The 18339-nt window shown below is 63.0% G+C and carries 18 protein-coding genes; 11 read left to right on the forward strand and 7 right to left on the reverse strand.

Annotated elements, in window-relative coordinates:
* Positions 1–347: 347 nt before the first annotated feature.
* From E8E68_RS24650 to E8E68_RS24660, 3 genes are all read left to right on the forward strand, one after another.
* Positions 348–1637, forward strand: coding sequence for a M18 family aminopeptidase (locus tag E8E68_RS24650; protein WP_280345759.1), 1290 nt, complete (start codon positions 348–350; stop codon positions 1635–1637).
* 125 nt (positions 1638–1762) lie between these two features.
* The gene (locus E8E68_RS24655; protein WP_012271002.1) at positions 1763–1930 is read left to right on the forward strand and encodes a hypothetical protein; all 168 of its coding nucleotides are present in this window, start codon (positions 1763–1765) and stop codon (positions 1928–1930) included.
* Positions 1931–1974: 44 nt separating this feature from the next.
* Positions 1975–4128, forward strand: coding sequence for a mechanosensitive ion channel domain-containing protein (locus E8E68_RS24660; protein ID WP_110745627.1), 2154 nt, complete (start codon positions 1975–1977; stop codon positions 4126–4128).
* A gap of 39 nt (positions 4129–4167) precedes the next feature.
* Here the strand turns inward: E8E68_RS24660 and E8E68_RS24665 are convergent, their stop codons facing one another.
* Positions 4168–4881, reverse strand: a complete 714-nt coding sequence (locus E8E68_RS24665) for a UTRA domain-containing protein (protein WP_280345762.1) — start codon at positions 4879–4881, stop codon at positions 4168–4170.
* 318 nt (positions 4882–5199) lie between these two features.
* On the opposite strand from E8E68_RS24665, the gene E8E68_RS24670 reads away from it, so the two are divergent.
* The 6 genes from E8E68_RS24670 to E8E68_RS24695 all read left to right on the forward strand — a co-directional run bounded on the left by E8E68_RS24670 (position 5200) and on the right by E8E68_RS24695 (position 10488).
* On the forward strand, positions 5200–6264 hold the full coding sequence (locus E8E68_RS24670) for an extracellular solute-binding protein (protein ID WP_280345764.1): 1065 nt from the start codon (positions 5200–5202) through the stop codon (positions 6262–6264).
* A 147-nt stretch (positions 6265–6411) separates the two neighbouring features.
* Positions 6412–7218 carry an alkaline phosphatase family protein gene (locus E8E68_RS24675; protein WP_110745588.1) on the forward strand — a complete coding sequence of 269 codons (807 nt, stop codon included), beginning with the start codon at positions 6412–6414 and terminating at the stop codon, positions 7216–7218.
* On the forward strand, positions 7215–8045 hold the full coding sequence (locus tag E8E68_RS24680) for an ABC transporter permease subunit (RefSeq protein ID WP_266031410.1): 831 nt from the start codon (positions 7215–7217) through the stop codon (positions 8043–8045). Before E8E68_RS24675 ends, E8E68_RS24680 begins: the two co-directional genes overlap by 4 nt.
* The gene (locus tag E8E68_RS24685) at positions 8035–8829 is read left to right on the forward strand and encodes an ABC transporter permease (RefSeq protein WP_110745590.1); all 795 of its coding nucleotides are present in this window, start codon (positions 8035–8037) and stop codon (positions 8827–8829) included. The genes E8E68_RS24680 and E8E68_RS24685 overlap by 11 nt, the downstream gene beginning before the upstream one ends.
* A gap of 1 nt (position 8830) precedes the next feature.
* Entirely contained in the window at positions 8831–9820 is a 990-nt protein-coding gene (locus E8E68_RS24690; protein ID WP_280345771.1) for an ABC transporter ATP-binding protein, read from the forward strand.
* A gap of 14 nt (positions 9821–9834) precedes the next feature.
* Entirely contained in the window at positions 9835–10488 is a 654-nt protein-coding gene (locus E8E68_RS24695; RefSeq protein WP_280345775.1) for an HAD family hydrolase, read from the forward strand.
* A gap of 50 nt (positions 10489–10538) precedes the next feature.
* On the opposite strand, the gene E8E68_RS24700 is transcribed toward E8E68_RS24695, so the two are convergent.
* Entirely contained in the window at positions 10539–11501 is a 963-nt protein-coding gene (locus E8E68_RS24700) for an NAD(P)H-quinone oxidoreductase (protein WP_280345778.1), read from the reverse strand.
* A 143-nt stretch (positions 11502–11644) separates the two neighbouring features.
* Here E8E68_RS24700 and E8E68_RS24705 point away from each other — a divergent pair, with 143 nt between their 5' ends.
* A complete protein-coding gene (locus tag E8E68_RS24705) occupies positions 11645–13726 on the forward strand; it encodes a carboxy terminal-processing peptidase (RefSeq protein ID WP_177410756.1) in 2082 nt (693 codons plus the stop codon).
* A gap of 119 nt (positions 13727–13845) precedes the next feature.
* Positions 13846–14835 (forward strand): EAL domain-containing protein, encoded by a 990-nt coding sequence (locus E8E68_RS24710; protein ID WP_266031406.1) that lies wholly within the window; start codon positions 13846–13848, stop codon positions 14833–14835.
* An 11-nt stretch (positions 14836–14846) separates the two neighbouring features.
* On the opposite strand, the gene E8E68_RS24715 is transcribed toward E8E68_RS24710, so the two are convergent.
* From E8E68_RS24715 to pcaQ, 5 genes are all read right to left on the reverse strand, one after another.
* Positions 14847–15215: a hypothetical protein gene (locus E8E68_RS24715; RefSeq protein ID WP_013971408.1), complete on the reverse strand. Its 369-nt coding sequence runs from the start codon at positions 15213–15215 to the stop codon at positions 14847–14849.
* The gene (locus E8E68_RS24720; RefSeq protein ID WP_266031405.1) at positions 15212–15547 is read right to left on the reverse strand and encodes a helix-turn-helix transcriptional regulator; all 336 of its coding nucleotides are present in this window, start codon (positions 15545–15547) and stop codon (positions 15212–15214) included. The genes E8E68_RS24715 and E8E68_RS24720 overlap by 4 nt, the downstream gene beginning before the upstream one ends.
* A gap of 111 nt (positions 15548–15658) precedes the next feature.
* Entirely contained in the window at positions 15659–16099 is a 441-nt protein-coding gene (locus E8E68_RS24725) for a YkvA family protein (protein ID WP_110745597.1), read from the reverse strand.
* A 286-nt stretch (positions 16100–16385) separates the two neighbouring features.
* Positions 16386–17162 (reverse strand): FKBP-type peptidyl-prolyl cis-trans isomerase, encoded by a 777-nt coding sequence (locus E8E68_RS24730; RefSeq protein WP_266031404.1) that lies wholly within the window; start codon positions 17160–17162, stop codon positions 16386–16388.
* 242 nt (positions 17163–17404) lie between these two features.
* Complete coding sequence (pcaQ, locus tag E8E68_RS24735) at positions 17405–18337, reverse strand: pca operon transcription factor PcaQ (RefSeq protein ID WP_110745599.1); 933 nt, start codon at positions 18335–18337, stop codon at positions 17405–17407.
* Between the last annotated feature and the right edge of the window lie 2 nt (positions 18338–18339).

The following is an 18339-nucleotide window of genomic DNA, read 5'->3' on the forward strand; positions in this document are numbered from 1 at the left end:
GCGCTAGATTCTAGAAATTGAGCACGCCAGTTGTTTCTCCAGGTACTGCATCAGCCTCAAGCCCACAGGGATCGCGCTAGATTCTAGAAATCGAGCAAGCCAGTTGTTTCCCCAGGTACTGCATCAGCCTCAAGCCTGCGGGGTTGGACTGTGGGAGCGGGCTTGCCCCGCGAAGAATCCAACATGGTGCATGGCACCGGCTCCGCCGGTGTTCTCGGCTGAAGCCACTCCCACAGGGACCGCGCTGCTCTCAGGGGCTGTGCAATACCTGTGGGAGTGGCTATAGCCACGACACAAATTGTCGACATTGTGCGTTAAACTCGCGCCACTGCTGTCTGGAGTGAGCTATGCGCGACGCACTGAATTCTGGCCTTATCGACTTCCTCAAGGCCTCCCCAACGCCCTTCCACGCCACCGCCAGCCTGGCCCAGCGCCTGGAGGCGGCCGGCTACCAGCGCCTTGACGAGCGCGACAGCTGGCTCACCGAGCTTGGCGGCCGCTACTACGTCACCCGTAACGATTCTTCGATCATCGCCATTCAGTTGGGCAAGCAAGACCCGCTGCTCAACGGTATTCGCATGGTCGGCGCGCACACCGACAGCCCGTGCCTGCGGGTCAAGCCGCAGCCCGAGCTGCAGCGCCATGGCTTCATGCAACTGGGGGTGGAAGTCTATGGCGGCGCCCTGCTGGCACCGTGGTTCGACCGCGATCTGTCGCTGGCCGGGCGCGTCACCTACCGCCGTGACGGCAAGGTCGAAAGCCAGCTGATCGACTTCAAGCTGCCGATCGCGATCATCCCCAACCTGGCGATCCACTTGAACCGCACCGCCAACGAAGGCTGGCAGATCAATCCGCAGAACGAATTGCCGCCCATCCTCGCCCAGGTGGCTGGTGACGAACGCGTCGACTTCCGCGCCCTGCTCACCGAACAACTGGCCCGCGAACACGAACTGATCGCCGACGTGGTGCTGGACTACGAACTGAGCTTCTACGACACCCAGAGTGCCGCCCTGATCGGCCTGAACGGTGACTTCATCGCCGGCGCCCGCCTGGACAACCTGCTGTCGTGCTATGCCGGCCTGCAAGCGCTGCTGGCCGCCGATAGCCATGAAACCTGCGTGCTGGTGTGCAACGACCACGAAGAAGTCGGCAGCTGCTCGGCCTGCGGTGCCGATGGCCCGATGCTGGAGCAGACCTTGCAGCGCTTGCTGCCAGACGGCGACGCCTACGTGCGCACCATCCAGCGCTCGCTGATGGTGTCGGCCGACAATGCCCACGGGGTGCACCCCAACTACGCCGACAAGCACGACGGCAACCACGGCCCCAAGCTCAACGCGGGGCCGGTGATCAAGGTGAACAACAACCAGCGCTACGCCACCAACAGTGAAACCGCCGGGTTCTTCCGCCACCTGTGCATGGCCGAGGAAGTGCCGGTGCAAAGCTTTGTGGTGCGCAGCGACATGGGCTGTGGCTCGACCATCGGGCCGATCACGGCAAGCCACCTGGGCGTGCGCACGGTGGATATCGGCTTGCCGACCTTTGCCATGCATTCCATTCGCGAGCTGTGCGGCAGCCATGACCTGGCGCACCTGGTGAAGGTGCTGACCGCCTTCTACCGTAGCCGCGAGCTGCCCTGATGTAGCGAGGCCGGCCTCTTCGCGGGCCAGCCCGCGAAGAGGCCAAACCTGCTCAAGGTCAATCCCGCTTCGCTTGCAAAGGGCTATGCTTATTACATGGCCCCACTGCAAAAGGATTGCTGTCCATGTCCCCGTTTCTGTCGCTGTTCGTGCCGGTGTTCCTGTTCCTGTTGCTGCTGACCATTGGCTTCAGCATGCGCGAACGCAATATTGGGGTACTGATGATGTGGATCGGCACCTTGGGCATTTTTGGCCTCACCTGCTGGAAGATCCTCGAGAAACTGCCGACGTAAACCTCTACACTCGGTCAATCGTTTGACCTGAGGTAGATTTGCCAGTGCCTGCCCTCCTGCGTTACCTGTTCCTGCTGCTGTTGCTGTTCATCCCACCGACCCAGGCGGCCGGCCTGCCGAGCCTGCTGGGCGGTAGTGCGCCCGCACAACCAGAGGCCACCGAGCCGCTGGGCAAGTCGCTGGACGAGGTGATCAAGAACCTCGAAAACGACCAGCAACGGGCCAAGCTGCTGGCGGACCTGAAAAAGCTGCGCGACGCCACCAAACAGTCACAACCCAGTGTCGAACAGGGCGTGCTCGGCCTGATCGGCGGCGCCCTGCATGACTTCGAGAAACAGTTCAGCGGCGACGCCAGCCCGTTCCACCGCTGGGCCGCGGAAATCGAGCTGGCGCAAACCGAACTGACCGAACTGATGGTACCGGTGCACCAGTGGCCGGCCATCCTGTTCGGCTTTGCCGCAGTGATTGCCGTGTGGAGCATGCTGGCCTATGCCTTCAACTGGGTCGGGCACCGGATACGCCTGCGCTTCGGCCTGAGCGAAGAATTGCCACAGCACCCGCGCACCTGGGATCTGGTGCGCTTTGCCTTGCGCAAGCTGGGCCCGTGGCTGGTAGCGCTGGTGTTCACCGTGTACCTGAGCTTCGTACTGCCACCGTCGCTGGGTAAATCACTGGCCATGGTGCTGGCCTACGCCCTGGTGGTCGGCACCTGCTTCTCGGCCATCTGTGTCATCGCCTTCTCGTTGCTCGATGGCCCGCACCGCCATCGCGCCCTGCACATCCTGCGCCACCAGGCGTTCCGCCCGCTGTGGCTGATCGGCAGCTTCGCCGCATTTGGCGAGGCGATGAGCGACCCGCGCATGCTGGTGGCTCTCGGCACCCACCTTGCCCACGCCCTCGCGACCCTGGCCAACGTCATCGCCGCGCTGTGCACCGGGTTGTTCATCCTGCGCTTCCGCCGTCCGATCGCCCACCTGATCCGCAACCAGCCGTTGTCGCGGCGCCTGACGCGGCGCACGCTCAGCGACACCATCGAGATTCTCGGCAGCTTCTGGTTCATCCCGGCGCTGATCCTGGTGGCGATCTCGCTGTTCGCCACCTTCGTGTCTGCCGGCGACACCAGCACCGCGCTGCGCCAGTCGCTGATGTGCACCGTGCTGGTGGTGGTGTGCATGGTGCTCAACGGCCTGGTACGCCGCCACGCAGCCAACCCCAAGCGCGCCAGCAAACGCCAGGCGGTGTACGCCGAGCGCCTGCGCAACTTCGGCTACCTGCTGGTGCACCTGCTCATCTGGCTGCTGTTCATCGAGCTAGGCTTGCGCGTATGGGGCCTGTCGATGATCAGCTTCGCCGAAGGCGACGGCCACGACATCAGCGTGCGCCTGCTGGGCCTGGCCGGGACGCTGATCGTCGCCTGGCTGGTGTGGATCCTCGCCGACACCGCCGTGCACCATGCCCTGGTGCGCTCGCGCCGGGGCTTGGCCAATGCCCGCGCGCAAACCATGATGCCGTTGATCCGCAACGTGATGTTCGTGGTCATTTTCATCATTGCGGTAATCGTCGCCCTGGCCAACATGGGCATGAACGTCACCCCGCTGCTGGCCGGTGCCGGCGTGATCGGCCTGGCCATCGGTTTTGGCGCACAGTCGCTGGTGGCCGACCTGATCACCGGGCTGTTCATCATCATCGAGGACTCGCTGGCCATAGACGACTATGTGGATGTGGGCGGCCACCTTGGCACGGTGGAGGGGCTGACCATTCGCACCGTGCGCCTGCGCGATATCGACGGCATCGTGCATACCATCCCATTCAGCGAGATCAAGAGCATCAAGAACTACTCGCGCGAGTTCGGCTACGCGATCTTCCGCGTCGCGATCCCGCACAGCATGAACATCGACCAGGCCATCACGCTGATTCGCGAGGTGGGGCAGAAACTGCGCAACGACCCGCTGATGCGCCGCAATATCTGGTCGCCGCTGGAGTTGCAGGGGGTGGAAAGTTTCGAGTCAGGGTCGGCGATCTTGCGGGCGCGGTTCAAGACAGCGCCGATCAAGCAATGGGAAGTGTCGCGGGCATTCAACCTGGCGCTGAAGCGGCAGCTGGACGAGGCTGGGCTGGACCTGGCGACGCCGCGGCTGTCGGTGCAGGTGGTGACCGCCGGGGGTGGCGGGATGGCAGAAACCGGTTCATCCAGTTAGGGCCCTGTCGCGGGCAACCCCTGGGAAGCAACCGTCGCGCTAGCCCACCTGGGCGCGGATGCGGATTGCATCATGCCGCCAAAACTCCAGGTCACAGTCGATCAGGTGCCCATGCTGGTCACTGTTGACCCGGGTGATGTGCAACCCCGGGCTGCCCGCCGACACTTTGAGTGCACTGGCTGCCGCCACCGGCAATGCCGTGGGCAAAATCTCGAAGCACACCTGCCCATAGCGGATGCCGTACACCCGCCCATAGATCTCGGTCAGCGACTGCGCCAGGTCCTGTTCGAGAATATCCGGAAAATACCGGGGGTTGAGGTAATGCTCGGCGTACAGCACCGCTCGCCCATCGATACGGCGTAACCGGCAGATCTGCACCACACTCGACAACGCCGGCAACTGCAGGCGCGCACAGATGGCCGCCGAGGCTGGCTGCAGCCGCGCCGACAACAGCTCGGTGCTGGCCACTCGCCCCTGTTCACGCACCATGGCATGGAAGTGGCTGCGCTGGATCAGGTCGTAGGTCAGCCGCTGCGGTGCAACAAACCAACCGCGGCGTTCTTCGCGGTAGATCAAGCCTTGGGCTTCCAACTGCACCAGCGCCTCGCGCAGGGTAATGCGGGTGGTATCGAACACCTCGCTGAGCCGGCGCTCGGCCGGCAGCTTGCCGCCCGGCGCCAGCAGGCCGTGCTCGATCTGCTCCTGCAAGGCATGGCAGATGGCTGTTACCGCACGCGGTGGCGTCGACTGCATCAAAAGGTTACCTATCTGGACTAGTCCAGCCCCACGAAGGGGCCTGTGAAGATTAGTGCAGCCTAGGCAGGGCTGATGAACATCCTGTGACAAAGGCCAGCAGCAAGCACTGCCAAAAACGCGCCAGCCCAGCAGAACCGGGCCAGTCAGGTGGTCTACGCTGTAGTCTCAGGGCCGTTTCAGGTGTAGCCCTACATCAAATTGTCACGCAAGCGGCCTACCTTGGCTCAAGCTTTGCTGACCTAGACCAACGGTCACCAGACAACCGCTTCACTCAAAACAACGATCGCTAAAGGCACCCATACCAAGGAGCTTCGGATGAAAAAGTTGTTCATGGCGTCACTGCTCGGCTCGGCCATCACCTTGTGCACCTCGGCCAAGGCCGCCGGCCCTGATCTCAAGGCTTTGGAAGACGCCGCCCGCAAGGAAGGTACCGTCAACAGCGTGGGCATGCCTGATGCCTGGGCCAACTGGAAAGGCACATGGGAAGACCTTGCCAGCAAATATGGCCTCAAGCACAGCGACACCGACATGACCTCGGCCCAGGAGCTGGCCAAGTTCGAGGCAGAGAAGGACAACGCCAGCGCCGACATTGGCGATGTGGGTGCCGCCTTCGGCCCGATCGCGGTGACCAAGGGCGTGAGCCAGCCGTACAAGCCAAGCACGTGGGACCAGGTGCCGGAGTGGGCCAAGGACAAGGATGGCCACTGGGCGCTGGCCTATACCGGCACCATCGCCTTCATCATCAACAAGGACCTGGTCAAGGAAGAAGAACGGCCGAAAACCTGGCATGACCTGGAAAAAGGCAAGTACAAGGTTGCCATCGGTGACGTCGGTACCGCCGCCCAGGCTGCCAACGGCGTGCTGGCTGCGGCCATTGCCTACAAAGGTGATGAAACCAACGTAGCACCAGGCCTGCAGCTGTTCACCAAGCTGGCCCAGCAGAAGCGCCTGTCGCTGGCCAACCCGACCATCCAGACCTTGGAAAAAGGTGAAGTGGAAGTCGGCGTGGTCTGGGACTTCAACGGCCTGAGCTACCGTGAACAGATCGACCCCAAGCGCTTTGAAGTGCTGATCCCCTCCGATGGTTCGGTGATCTCCGGCTATACCACGGTCATCAACAAGTACGCCAAGCACCCCAACGCGGCCAAGCTGACCCGGGAATACATCTTCAGCGATGCCGGGCAGATCAACCTGGCCAAGGGGCATGCTCGGCCAATCCGTGCCGAGCACCTGAAGCTGCCGGCGGATGTGCAGGCCAAGTTGCTGCCTAACGAACAGTACGGTGCAGCCCAGCCGATCAAGAATGCCGAAGCCTGGGAAGCCACTTCGAAGAAACTGCCGCAGATGTGGCAGGAGCAGGTGATCATCGAGATGGAGTAACAGGCCAGCTTGTCTAGTGCCTGGACGGGCCCTTTCGCGGGGTAAACCCGCTCCCACAGGGACAGCACAGGTCTTGAGCCTTGTGCAGTACGTGTGGGAGCGGGTTCACCCGCGAAGAAGCCAACGCGGTTTATGACTGGAGCCACCATGCAACACAACGTCATCCTGGTCTTGCTCGACGGCCTCAACTACCAGGTCGCCCACCACGCCATGGGCCACCTGCACGCCTACGTCGAGGCCGACCGCGCCGCGCTGTACCGCGTGGAATGCGAACTGCCATCGCTGTCGCGGCCGCTGTACGAGTGCATCCTCACCGGCGTACCCCCCATCGACAGTGGCATCGTGCACAACAACGTCAACCGCCTGTCCAACCAGCGCAGCGTCTTCCACTACGCGCGCGAGGCCAACCTGGGCACTGCAGCGGCGGCCTATCACTGGATGAGCGAACTGTACAACCGCTCGCCCTTCGACCCGCAGCGCGACCGCCATACCCACGCGCCCAAGCTGCCGATCCAGCACGGGCTGTTTTACTGGGACGACCGTTACCCCGATTCGCACCTGCTGGCCGACGGCGAATACCTGCGCCGCCGCCATGCACCGAACTTCCTGCTGGTACACCCGATGAGCATCGACGACGTCGGCCATCACCATGGCCTGGACAGCAGCCAGTACCGCAACGCCGCGCGCAGCGTCGATATCCTGCTGGCTGACTACCTGCCGGGTTGGCTCGAGGAGGGCTACCAGGTACTGGTGACCGCCGACCATGGCATGAACAACGACCGCTCGCACAACGGCCTGCTGGCTGAAGAACGTGAAGTGCCGTTGTTCGTGTTTGGCGACGCCTTCAGCCTCGACCCGGCAGCCAAGCCACTGCAGACCGAGCTGTGCGGGACCATCTGCGAACTGCTGGGCGCTGCCCACGACAAGACGGTGTGCCGGGAGTTGCTCAAGTGAACCGTGGCCGCTACCTGGCCCTGCTCTGCCTGCTGCCGTTCGCCGTGTTCTTCGTCATCTTCCAGGTCGCGCCACTGGGCTGGGTGGCGATCAACAGCCTGCAATCGGATGCCGGTTGGGGCGTGGCCAACTTCAGCAAGGTGTTCGCCTCGAAGTTTTACCTGCAGGCGCTGCAACGCAGCCTGGAGATCAGCTTCTGGTCGAGCCTGTTCGGCATCATCATCGCCACCCTCGGTGCCTATTCGCTGCGTCAGGTGGATTCCAGACTGCGCGATTTCGTCAGCGCCTTCGCCAACATGACCAGCAACTTTGCCGGGGTGCCGCTGGCCTTCGCCTTCATCATCCTGCTCGGTTTCAACGGCGCGCTGACCCTGCTGCTGAAGCAGGTCGGCCTGCTGGAAGACTTCAGCATCTATTCCAAGAGCGGCCTGATTCTGGTGTACACCTACTTCCAGATCCCGTTGGGCGTGTTGCTGCTGTACCCGGCGTTCGACGCCCTGCGTGAAGACTGGCGCGAATCGGCCGCGCTGCTGGGCGCCAACCACTGGCAATTCTGGCGGCACATCGGCCTGCCAGTGCTGACCCCGGCCCTGCTTGGCACCTTCGTCATCCTGCTGGCCAACGCCCTGGGCGCCTACGCCACCGTGTACGCGTTGACCACCGGCAACTTCAACGTACTGCCGATCCGCATCGCTGGCCTGGTGGCCGGTGACATCAGCCTCGACCCCAACCTGGCCAGCGCCCTGGCGATGGTACTGGTCGGGCTGATGACGCTGGTCACGGTGGTGCACCAATGGCTACTGAAACGGAGCTACCATGCGCGCTGACACCCGTTCCGGCGGCTGGTACCACCGCGCCGTGGTCTACCTGCTGTTCCTGATCCTGCTGCTACCTCTGGCCGGCACCCTGCTCTACTCGCTGGCCACCAGCTGGTCAGCCAGCCTGCTGCCCAGCGGCCTGACCTTCAAGTGGTACATCGCACTGTGGAGCGAGCCACGCTTCCTCGCCGCCTTCGGCCAGTCGCTGCTGGTGTGCGTGGGCGCGCTGCTGCTGTCGGTGGTGCTGATCCTGCCGCTGCTGTTCGTGGTCCACTACCACTTCCCCAGGCTCGACGCGCTGATGAACATCCTCATCCTGTTGCCGTTCGCGGTACCGCCGGTGGTTTCGTCGGTGGGTCTGCTGCAGCTGTATGGGAGCGGGCCGATGGCCATGGTCGGCACGCCGTGGATCCTGATCGGCTGCTACTTCACCATTGCCCTGCCGTTCATGTACCGGGCCATTACCAACAACCTGCAGGCCATCAACCTGCGCGACCTGATGGACGCCGCCCAGCTGCTCGGCGCCAGCACCTGGCAGGCCGCATTGCTGGTGGTGCTGCCAAACCTGCGCAAGGGCCTGATGGTGGCACTGCTGCTGTCGTTCTCGTTCCTGTTCGGCGAGTTCGTGTTCGCCAACCTGCTGGTCGGCACCCGCTACGAGACCCTGCAGGTGTACCTGAACAACATGCGCAACAGCAGCGGCCACTTCAACAGCGCACTGGTGATCTCTTACTTCGCCTTCGTGCTGGTACTGACCTGGGTCGCCAACCGCCTGAACAAGGACAAGACCTGACATGAGCTTCGTCAGCGTACAGAAACTGCACAAGAGCTATGCCGGCAGCCCGGTGTTCGAGAGCATCGACTGCCACATCGACCGCGGCGAGTTCGTGACCCTGCTCGGCCCCTCGGGCTGCGGCAAGTCCACCCTGCTGCGCTGCATTGCCGGGCTGACCCCGGTGGACAGCGGGCAGATCCTGCTGGACGGCCACGACATCGTGCCGCTGAGCCCGCAAAAGCGTGGCATCGGCATGGTGTTCCAGAGCTACGCGCTGTTCCCTAACATGACCGTGGAGCAGAACGTCGCCTTCGGCCTGCGCATGCAGAAGGTCAAGGCCGACGAAAGCCAGCTGCGGGTGCGCGAGGCACTGGAGCTGGTGGAGCTGGGCAAGTTTGCCGGGCGCTACCCGCACCAGTTGTCAGGCGGCCAGTGCCAGCGCGTGGCCCTGGCCCGCTCGCTGGTCACTCGCCCGCGCCTGTTGCTGCTCGACGAGCCGCTGTCGGCGCTGGATGCGCGCATTCGCAAGCACCTGCGCGAGCAGATTCGCGCCATCCAGCGCGACTTGGGGCTGACCACCATCTTCGTCACCCACGACCAGGAAGAGGCACTGACCATGTCCGACCGCATCTTCCTGATGAACCAGGGGCGCATTGTCCAGAGCGGCGATGCCGAAACCCTCTACACCGCGCCGGTGGACCTGTTTGCCGCCGGCTTCATCGGCAACTACAACCTGCTCGACGCCGACAGCGCCAGCCGCCTGCTGCAACGCCCGGTGGCCAGCCGCCTGGCGATCCGCCCGGAGTCGATCAGCCTGGGCCTCGACGGCGAACTGCACGCCGAGGTACGCAGCCATAGCCTGCTGGGCAACGTGATCCGCTACCGGGTGCAGGTGCGCGGCGTGGAACTGGTGGTCGACGTGCTCAACCGCTCGCCGGCCGACCTGCATGCTGACGGGCAGCGGGTAAGCTTGTCGATCGACCCCACGGCGCTACGCGAAGTGGCTTAAGGAGATTCATCACGATGGCACTGGCAATTTTCGATCTGGACGAAACCCTGATCCACGGCGACTGCGCGTCGCTGTGGAGCGAGCAGATGGCCCGGCTGGGCTGGGTCGATGGCAAGGAGTTCCTGCGCCGCGACCACGAACTGATGGAGGCTTACGGCAAGGGTCACCTGCGGATGGAGGAGTACATGGCCTTCAGCCTGGAGCCTATCGCCGGGCGCACCCTTGAAGAGGTCGAGCACCTGGTCGAACCGTGGGTTGAAGAGGTGATCGAGCCGATCATCTACGGTGACGCCTGCCGTTACATCGCCAAGCACCGCAAGCGCGGCGACCGTATCCTGATCATTTCTGCTTCTGGCACGCACCTGGTCGGGCCGATTGCAGCGCGGCTGGGGGTAGATGAGTACCTGGCGATCGAGCTGGAGGCGGTGAATGGGGTGTACACCGGCAAGACCCGTGGGGTGTTGACCTACCGCGAAGGCAAGTTCACCCGCTTGCTGGAATGGCTGGACCAGGAGCAGGAGAACCTGGAGGGGGCCAGTTTCTATTCCGACTCGCGCAACGACTTGCCGTTGCTATTGAAGGTGGATCACCCGCACGTGGTGAACCCCGATGCGGTGTTGCGTGAGCATGCCGAGACCAACGGCTGGCCGATTCTCAGCTGGAGCTGAAGATTTGTGTGGCCCTTTCGCGGGCAAAGCCGCGAAAGGGCCAGGCCTGCTTACACCAGGCTTGGGTCTATGACCATAACCAGCTTGCCCGACACCTGGTTGGTCTCTAGCTCAGCATACGCTGCCTGGGCAAACTCCACCGGGTAGGTATCAACCAGCTGCGGCGACAGGCGCCCTTCGGCAAACAGCGGCCACACCTGCTGCTGCAACTCGCGGAGCAGCTCGGCCTTGAAGCCGTCATCGCGGTTACGCAGGGTGGAGCCGGTGATTTCCAGGCGCTTGCCCAGCACCTGCGCCAGGTCCAGTTCGAACTTGCGCCCGCCCATCAGGCCGATGATCACCCAGCGCCCATCACGCGCCAGCAGCCTGAGGTTGAGTTCACCGTAGCTGGCCCCTACCGGGTCGAGAATCACATCGAACGGGCCGAACCCTTCCAGTGCTTCGAGGTTTTCGTTACGTACCACGCCGCCCGCTGCACCCAGTGCTTCGCAGTAGGCCAGCCGGTCCTGCGAACCGACGCTGACCCACACCGGGCTGCCAAAGGCCTTGCACAGCTGGATGGCAGCCGAGCCCACGCCACTGGCACCCGCGTGTACCAACACTTTCTCACCCGCCTTCACCGCACCCAGCTGGAAGATGTTCAGCCAGGCGGTGGCATACACTTCCGGCAACCCTGCCGCTTCATGCAGGCTCAGGCCCTCCGGCACCGGCAACACATGGCGGGCATCGACCACCACTTCCTCGGCCATGGCGCCGCTGGCCAGCAGCGCGCACACGCGGTCGCCCACGCGCCAGTCGGCACCAGCCCCCACCTCTGCGATCACCCCGGCACACTCCAGGCCCATGTAAGGGCTGGCGCCTGGCGGTGGTGGGTACAAACCTTTCATCTGCAGCAGATCGGCGCGGTTCAGCCCGGCTGCAGCCACGCGAATGCGCACTTGGCCCGCGTCACAGGCCGGGCGTTCCGCCTCGACCCAGGCCACATGTCCGTCAACGCCTTGCAATGCCTTCACAGTGCCTCCATAGTTGAATCATATGACCGAGCCTGGGATCGTTGTGCCCAGGCTTTTTGCAGTATGCGCCCGGCTCCCCTGGAACCGGCGAACGGAATAGACGGCCTACTATGCGTGATCAAATGCCCCCACGTCGAATCAGCATGAAGCATTTCCTTCCAAGCACCGCGCTGGCCCTGATGGTTGGCCTGGGCAGCCTCACGCTCGGCGGCAATGCGGCGGCCGCCAACAAGTGGGACAGCCTGCAGCCGGACCGCGACGAGATCGTCGCCAGCCTCAACGTGGTGGAACTGCTCAAGCGCCACCACTACAGCAAGCCGCCGCTGGACGACGCCCGTTCGGTCATCATCTACGACAGCTACATCAAGCTGCTGGACCCGGCGCGCAGCTACTTCACCGCGGCCGACATTGCCGAATTCGACAAGTGGAAAACGCAATTCGACGATTTTCTCAAGAGCGGCAACCTTGACCCGGGCTTCACCATCTACAAACGCTACCTCGACCGCGTCAAGCAGCGCCTGGACTTTGCCCTGGCCGAGCTGAACAAGGGCGTGGACAAGATCGACTTCAACACCAAGGAAACCTTGCTGATCGACCGCAAGGATGCTCCGTGGCTGAAGAATCAGGCCGAGCTCGACGACCTGTGGCGCAAACGCGTCAAGGACGAAGTGCTGCGCCAGAAGATCGCCGGCAAGGAACCCAAGCAGATCCAGGAAACCCTGACCAAGCGCTACAAGAACCAACTGGCGCGCCTGGACCAGACCCGTGCCGAGGATATCTTCCAGGCCTACATCAACACGTTTGCCCAGTCCTACGACCCGCACACCAACTACCTGTCGCCGGACAACGCGGAAAACTTCGACATCAACATGAGCCTGTCGCTGGAAGGTATCGGCGCCGTGCTGCAAAGCGACAACGACCAGGTCAAGATCGTGCGCCTGGTGCCGGCAGGCCCGGCAGCCAAGACCAAGCAGGTGGCTCCGGCCGACAAGATCATCGGTGTGGCCCAGGGCAACAAGGAAATGGTCGACGTGGTCGGCTGGCGCCTGGACGAAGTGGTCAAGCTGATCCGCGGCCCGAAAGGCTCGGTGGTGCGCCTGGAAATCATCCCGGCCAGCAATGCGCCAAGCGACCAGACCAGCAAGATCGTCTCGATCACCCGTGAAGCAGTGAAGCTCGAAGAGCAAGCGGCGAAAAAGTCGGTGCTCAAGCTCAAGCAGGACGGGCGTGACTACAAACTGGGCATCATCGAGATCCCGGCCTTCTACCTCGACTTCAAGGCCTACCGCGCCGGTGACCCGGAGTACAAGAGCACCACGCGTGACGTGAAGAAGCTGCTCACCGAACTGCAAAAAGAGAAAGTCGACGGCGTGGTCATCGACCTGCGCAACAACGGCGGTGGCTCGCTGCAGGAAGCCACCGAACTGACCAGCCTGTTCATCGAGAAAGGCCCGACCGTACTGGTGCGAAACAGCGACGGCCGTGTCGACGTGCTTGAAGACGAAAACCCAGGCGCCTTCTACAAAGGCCCGCTGGCGCTGCTGGTCAACCGCCTGTCCGCCTCGGCGTCGGAGATCTTTGCCGGCGCCATGCAGGACTACCACCGCGCGCTGATCATCGGTGGTCAGACCTTCGGCAAAGGCACCGTGCAGACCATCCAGCCGCTCAACCATGGCGAACTGAAGCTGACCCTGGCCAAGTTCTACCGGGTTTCCGGGCAGAGCACCCAGCACCAGGGCGTGCTGCCGGACATCGACTACCCGTCGATCATCGACACCAAGGAAATCGGCGAGAGCGCACTGCCAGAAGCCATGCCATGGGACACCATCCGCCCGGTGGTCAAGCCGGCAGCCGACCCGTTCAAGCCGTTCCTGGCCCAGCTGAGGGCGCAGCATGAGGCACGTAGCGACAAGGATGCCGAGTTCACCTACATCCGCGACCGCCTGGCCCTGACCAAAAAGCTGATGGACGAGAAGACTGTCAGCCTCAACGAGCAGGACCGCCGCGCGCGCCACGACGACATCGAGGCCAAGCAACTGGCGCTGGAAAACATCCGCCGCAAGGCCAAGGGTGAAGAGCCGCTCAAGGAGTTGAAGAAGGAAGACGAAGACGCGTTGCCGACCGAGGATGAAAACACCAAGCCGGAAGACGACGCCTACCTGTCGGAAACCGGTCGCATCCTGATCGACTACCTCAGCGCCAGCACCAAGGTGGCCAAGAAGTAAGGCACCAAGTGCGATGATGGCAGATTAATGTGACCTGTCATCAAACAGTCATCGCGCTGTCGTGAAATACGGGGGCCGGGCATGCAGATGCCCGGCCCTTTCATTTTCAGGAATACGTCATGACCGTTGCCGAACAGCTCGATGCCTTGGGTGCCATCCTGGCTCAACCCAGTATTCACAGCCTGTTTCAGCCGATCATGTGCCTGAGCGAACAACGGGTGTTCGGCCATGAGGCGTTGAGCCGTGGTCCGTCCAACAGCCCCCTGCATGCGCCGCTGAACCTGTTCACCATCGCTCGACAGGCGGGCCGCCTGACCGAGCTGGAGGCCGCCTGCCGAGAAAGCGCCTGCCGCCGCTTCAGCGAGCAACAGCTGCAGGGCAAGTTGTTTCTCAACATCTCTCCGGAGTCGCTGCTGGAACCCCACTACCCGTCCGGCCTCACCCTCAAACTGCTCGAACAGGTCGGCTTGCCGCCCAGCCGGGTGGTGATCGAACTGACCGAGCACACCCCGACCGACGACTTCCAGCTGTTATCCAACGCCCTGCACCATTATCGCGACATGGGTTTCTCGATTGCCATCGACGACCTGGGCGCGGGTTATTCCAGCCTGCGCCTATGGTCGGAACTTCGCCCCGAATACGTGAAGATCGACCGGCACTTCATCGATGGCATTCACCGCGACCCGCTCAAGCGCGAGTTCGTGGGTTCGATCTTGCAGATTGCCCGGGCGTCGAAGGCCCGAGTGATTGCCGAAGGCATCGAGTTGGTCGAAGAGCTGGTGGTGCTGAAAGAGATGGGCGTGGACCTGGTGCAGGGGTACCTGCTGGGGCGGCCACAGGAGCTGGGGGTGCGTGAGAGCCGGCCATTGCCCATGCTGATGAACATACCGCCGGCCGAGCAGCCGACGGTGCGCCTCAATGCCACGATCGGGCAGTTGCTGGAGTTGTTTGGCCGCCATCAGCACCTGGATGCATTGGAGGTTGTTGACGCTGATGGCAGGGCTTGTGGGCTGATTCACAGGGATGCGCTGCCGGTCATGGCCCTATCGCCGGCCAGCAGGATTCCGCCGTTACGGCACGGGGCTGGCCTGCCGGCAACAGCGCCGTGACAGGCTAGGAGTCAGGCCGTTTCGGGGTAGCTGTACTCGAACACCCGCACCACCTCTGAGGCATGCCACGACGCCGCCTCCATGCCATCCACCGGACCAGAAAAACGCCCCAGGCGCTCCACGCATTCGAAAAAGCCGGTGCGCGGCAAACGGCTAGCGCCCTGGCTGATCACCAGCGAGCTGCGCAGGGGCTGCTCGGCACGGGCATCCAGCACCGCCAGGTATTCCAGCGCGGCAGTCAGTGTCTGCATGGCCGGGCTGGGCAGTTGCAAGCGCTCGATCAGCGCTCGGTAGGTCAGCAGGTGACGTTGACGACGGGCCAGGTCAAGCTCGCCCAGCAGGTTATCCCAATGCTGACGGCTGATCCTGACCTGGCTCATGATGGCTCGCTCCAGCCAGCCACCCCAAGGTGCCAGGCCAAGGCACGGCGGATAGCCGCATCGGGCTGGCGTTCGCCCGATTCGATCATGGCCAGATACGCCGGGCTTACCCCGACATTGCGCGCCAGTTGCTCGGGTGCGATGCCCTTGGCCTGGCGAATTTGGCCAACCTCACTGAACGCCGGCAACGGCGCTGCGGCAGTCGCAGCCGGCTCGCTGGCAACCGCCTCGGCGGGTGCCTGGCCGGCTGCCTTGAGCAGCGCTTGATACTGTTCCCAGGGAACAACGGCGTACTCGGGTTGACCGTCCCGGCTGATGACCTGAATACCCATTACAAACCCCTTTAAAAAGGATTACAGCATGTAATCCGTAGGCATAACCCTTATGCCAATTATATTACCAACTCTGGGGTCTGTGCAGTTGCGCTGCAGTTGTGCTCGGTTTTACGGGGTATTGCGTTCGAGCCGCAGCGCTTCCGGGGTATCGGGCAGGCGCTCGACCACCCGCAGTCGCTCGGGCGCCTGGCTGTCGCGCCAGGCCTTGAAGCGCGCCAGTTCGTCGGCCACGGTCTTCAACACCCAGCCCAGCACCGCGATGTCATCGAGGAAACCCACACCCAGCAACCAGTCGGGGATGGCATCGATGGGGCTGACGAAATACAGCAGGCCAGCGACGATGGTGACCAGCGCCTTAGGGCTGATGGCGCGGTATTCGCCACGCCACCAGGCCAGGCACAGGGACTGCAACAGCTTCACGTCTTCACGCAATTGGCCAAGGCGCGGGCCTTTGCGCGCCACGGCGAACAGCAATGCCGGCAATCGGCCGCGACTGAGCAGGCGCTCGGCCAGCGGCAGGAAACGGGCGAAATTCCAGGGTGCGCTCATGGAGCCTCCGAGAGGGAAAAGGTTATCCACATTTATTGTGGATAACCTTGTGAACAGGGCGAAGATTCTGACCCGGGGTGCCTGCCGGGCAAGGGCCCCGGTCAGATCGGGCGTTTTTTACACAGTCGTTTCACGCGGCAGCTACCTGCAGCGCAAACGATTTGCGTCAGCAGCGTCCTGCTTCTTCACATTGCCTTTGCTGGGACAGTACCAGCACTTGCAGGTTCGTCCAATCGCCCAAACGAAAACGCCCCGTCAGGACGGGGCGCTTTCAACAATCAGCCAGTTACTTGGCAGGTGCTTCAGCTGGGGCTTCAGCAGGTGCTTCGGCCGGGGCCGCGGCTTCCGGCTCGCCGCCCTGCAGCTGGGCCGGGTCCTTGATGGCGATCAGTTCCAGGTCGAACACCAGTACCGAGTTGGCCGGGATCAGCGGGCTTGGGCTTTGCGCGCCGTAGGCCAGTTCAGCCGGGATGAACAGCTTGTACTTCTCGCCAACGTGCATCAGTTGCAGGCCTTCGACCCAACCCGGGATGACGCCGCTGACCGGCAGGTCGATCGGGCTGCCGCGCTCGACCGAGCTGTCGAATACCTTGCCATCGATCAGCTTGCCTTCGTAGTGAACAGTGACTACGTCGGTCGGCTTGGGCTGCGGGCCGTCGGCCTTCTTGACCACTTCGTACTGCAGGCCCGAGGCGGTGGTGACCACGCCTGGCTTTTTGGCGTTTTCTTCGAGGAACTTCTTGCCAGCCGAAGCGGCTTCTTCACTGGCCTTGGCCAGGCGTTCTTCGGCACGCTTCTGCAGCGCGGTGAAGGCTTCTACCAGCTCTTCGTCCTTGAGGCGCTGTTCTTTCTTGCCAACGGCGTCTTCGATGCCGAGGGCGACTGCTTTCGAATCAAGGTCTTCCATGCCTTCCTGAGCCAGGCTCTTGCCCATGTTCAGGCCGATACCGTAGGAGGCTTTCTGTGCCGGAGTCTTCAGCTCGGGGCTGCTGGCTTGTTGATCACAGCCAGCCAGTACCAGGCCTACCAGGGCAACCGCAGCCGCCAAACGATGCTGTTTCATGCTATTTCCTTGTTCATGCGCCATAAGGGCAATCAGGGTAAAGCCGCGAGCTTAGCAGGCGGCCATGACCAATGGCTACCGGCATAGGAGCGGGTTTTCGTAAGGAAGTTCAGTAGTTAAAAGCTTCTTCATCGAAGCTTTGCAGCCAATGGCCAGTATTGACCCTTCGTGCCGGGTTTGCAGGGCGTTTGTGGCTTTTTATTTCTGCGGGTTCTGAAGCAGGTAAAGTGAGCCCAAAAGCCTCAAGGATACCGGCCATCCCGATATTCCCCCGCCACCTCCCGCAGCACCTCACCCACCCACTGCCCCGGCAAACTCAACGGCAAGGCCGCATTGCGGCAAATCCCCACCGACCCTCCCGGCTCACGCACGCCAAGGTCAAGCTCAGCCAACTCGCCCCGGCGCAAATCGAGCAGCACCGCATCCCGTGGGGCCACCCACAGCCCATCGCTGCCCAGCAGGTACCGCCGGCTCAGCGCCAGCGACAAGGTCTCCAGGCGCTGCGCCGGCATCTGGATGCCGCACTGCACGAACAGGCTGTCAGCGTGCTGGCGAATGGTGGTGCCGGGCGGTGGCAGCACCAGCGGATACTGCCCTACCCGCTGCCGCTCTACAGGAGCGCTCCCCAGCAAAGGATGGCCGGGGCGCACGACCAGGGCCATGGACTCGCTGTACAGGTGCTCGAACGACAACCCCTGGATCTGCGGGCTGTCGGTCATGCGCCCAACCACCAGTTCCAGTTCACCCAGGTGCAACTGGCTCAGCAACTGCGCACTGACCCCGGTCACCACGCTGATCACCAACGCCTCGTGGCGCTGATGCAGGCGGCACAGCACCTCTGGCATCAGCAACCCCTCGACCGTCGACAGCACGCCAATGCGCACCTGCGACGGCGCCCGCGCTTCACCGCGCAGGCTGCTGACGCCATCACGCAGCGCCTGCACGCTGGGCCCGGCATAACGCATGAAGCGGGTGCCGGCCGGGGTCAGCTCGACACCCTGGCGGCTGCGCTCGAACAGGCGCGCCTCGAGCAGGTCTTCAAGCTCCTTGAGGGTCTTGGAAATCGCCGGCTGGCTGATCGACAGGATATCGGCCGCCCTGGCCAGGCTGCCCTGCCGGGCAATCTCCAGGAAGCACAGCAGGTGACGGTACTTGATGCGGGTGTCGAGGTTCATGG

The organism is Pseudomonas sp. BN607, assembly GCF_029871175.1.
In the GTDB taxonomy this organism is placed as follows: Bacteria; Pseudomonadota; Gammaproteobacteria; order Pseudomonadales; family Pseudomonadaceae; genus Aquipseudomonas.

Bases quoted from the DNA above. Each gene is read 5' to 3' on its own strand.
- E8E68_RS24710 (WP_266031406.1), top strand. From the start codon at position 13,846: ATGACCGTTGCCGAACAGCTCGATGCCTTGGGTGCCATCCTGGCTCAA.
- E8E68_RS24720 (WP_266031405.1), bottom strand. From the start codon at position 15,547: ATGGGTATTCAGGTCATCAGCCGGGACGGTCAACCCGAGTACGCCGTT.
- E8E68_RS24730 (WP_266031404.1), bottom strand. From the start codon at position 17,162: ATGAAACAGCATCGTTTGGCGGCTGCGGTTGCCCTGGTAGGCCTGGTA.
- E8E68_RS24675 (WP_110745588.1), top strand. From the start codon at position 6,412: ATGCAACACAACGTCATCCTGGTCTTGCTCGACGGCCTCAACTACCAG.
- E8E68_RS24665 (WP_280345762.1), bottom strand. From the start codon at position 4,881: ATGCAGTCGACGCCACCGCGTGCGGTAACAGCCATCTGCCATGCCTTG.
- E8E68_RS24725 (WP_110745597.1), bottom strand. From the start codon at position 16,099: ATGAGCGCACCCTGGAATTTCGCCCGTTTCCTGCCGCTGGCCGAGCGC.
- E8E68_RS24690 (WP_280345771.1), top strand. From the start codon at position 8,831: ATGAGCTTCGTCAGCGTACAGAAACTGCACAAGAGCTATGCCGGCAGC.
- E8E68_RS24670 (WP_280345764.1), top strand. From the start codon at position 5,200: ATGAAAAAGTTGTTCATGGCGTCACTGCTCGGCTCGGCCATCACCTTG.
- pcaQ (WP_110745599.1), bottom strand. From the start codon at position 18,337: ATGAACCTCGACACCCGCATCAAGTACCGTCACCTGCTGTGCTTCCTG.
- E8E68_RS24695 (WP_280345775.1), top strand. From the start codon at position 9,835: ATGGCACTGGCAATTTTCGATCTGGACGAAACCCTGATCCACGGCGAC.
- E8E68_RS24685 (WP_110745590.1), top strand. From the start codon at position 8,035: ATGCGCGCTGACACCCGTTCCGGCGGCTGGTACCACCGCGCCGTGGTC.
- E8E68_RS24650 (WP_280345759.1), top strand. From the start codon at position 348: ATGCGCGACGCACTGAATTCTGGCCTTATCGACTTCCTCAAGGCCTCC.
- E8E68_RS24715 (WP_013971408.1), bottom strand. From the start codon at position 15,215: ATGAGCCAGGTCAGGATCAGCCGTCAGCATTGGGATAACCTGCTGGGC.
- E8E68_RS24705 (WP_177410756.1), top strand. From the start codon at position 11,645: ATGAAGCATTTCCTTCCAAGCACCGCGCTGGCCCTGATGGTTGGCCTG.
- E8E68_RS24655 (WP_012271002.1), top strand. From the start codon at position 1,763: ATGTCCCCGTTTCTGTCGCTGTTCGTGCCGGTGTTCCTGTTCCTGTTG.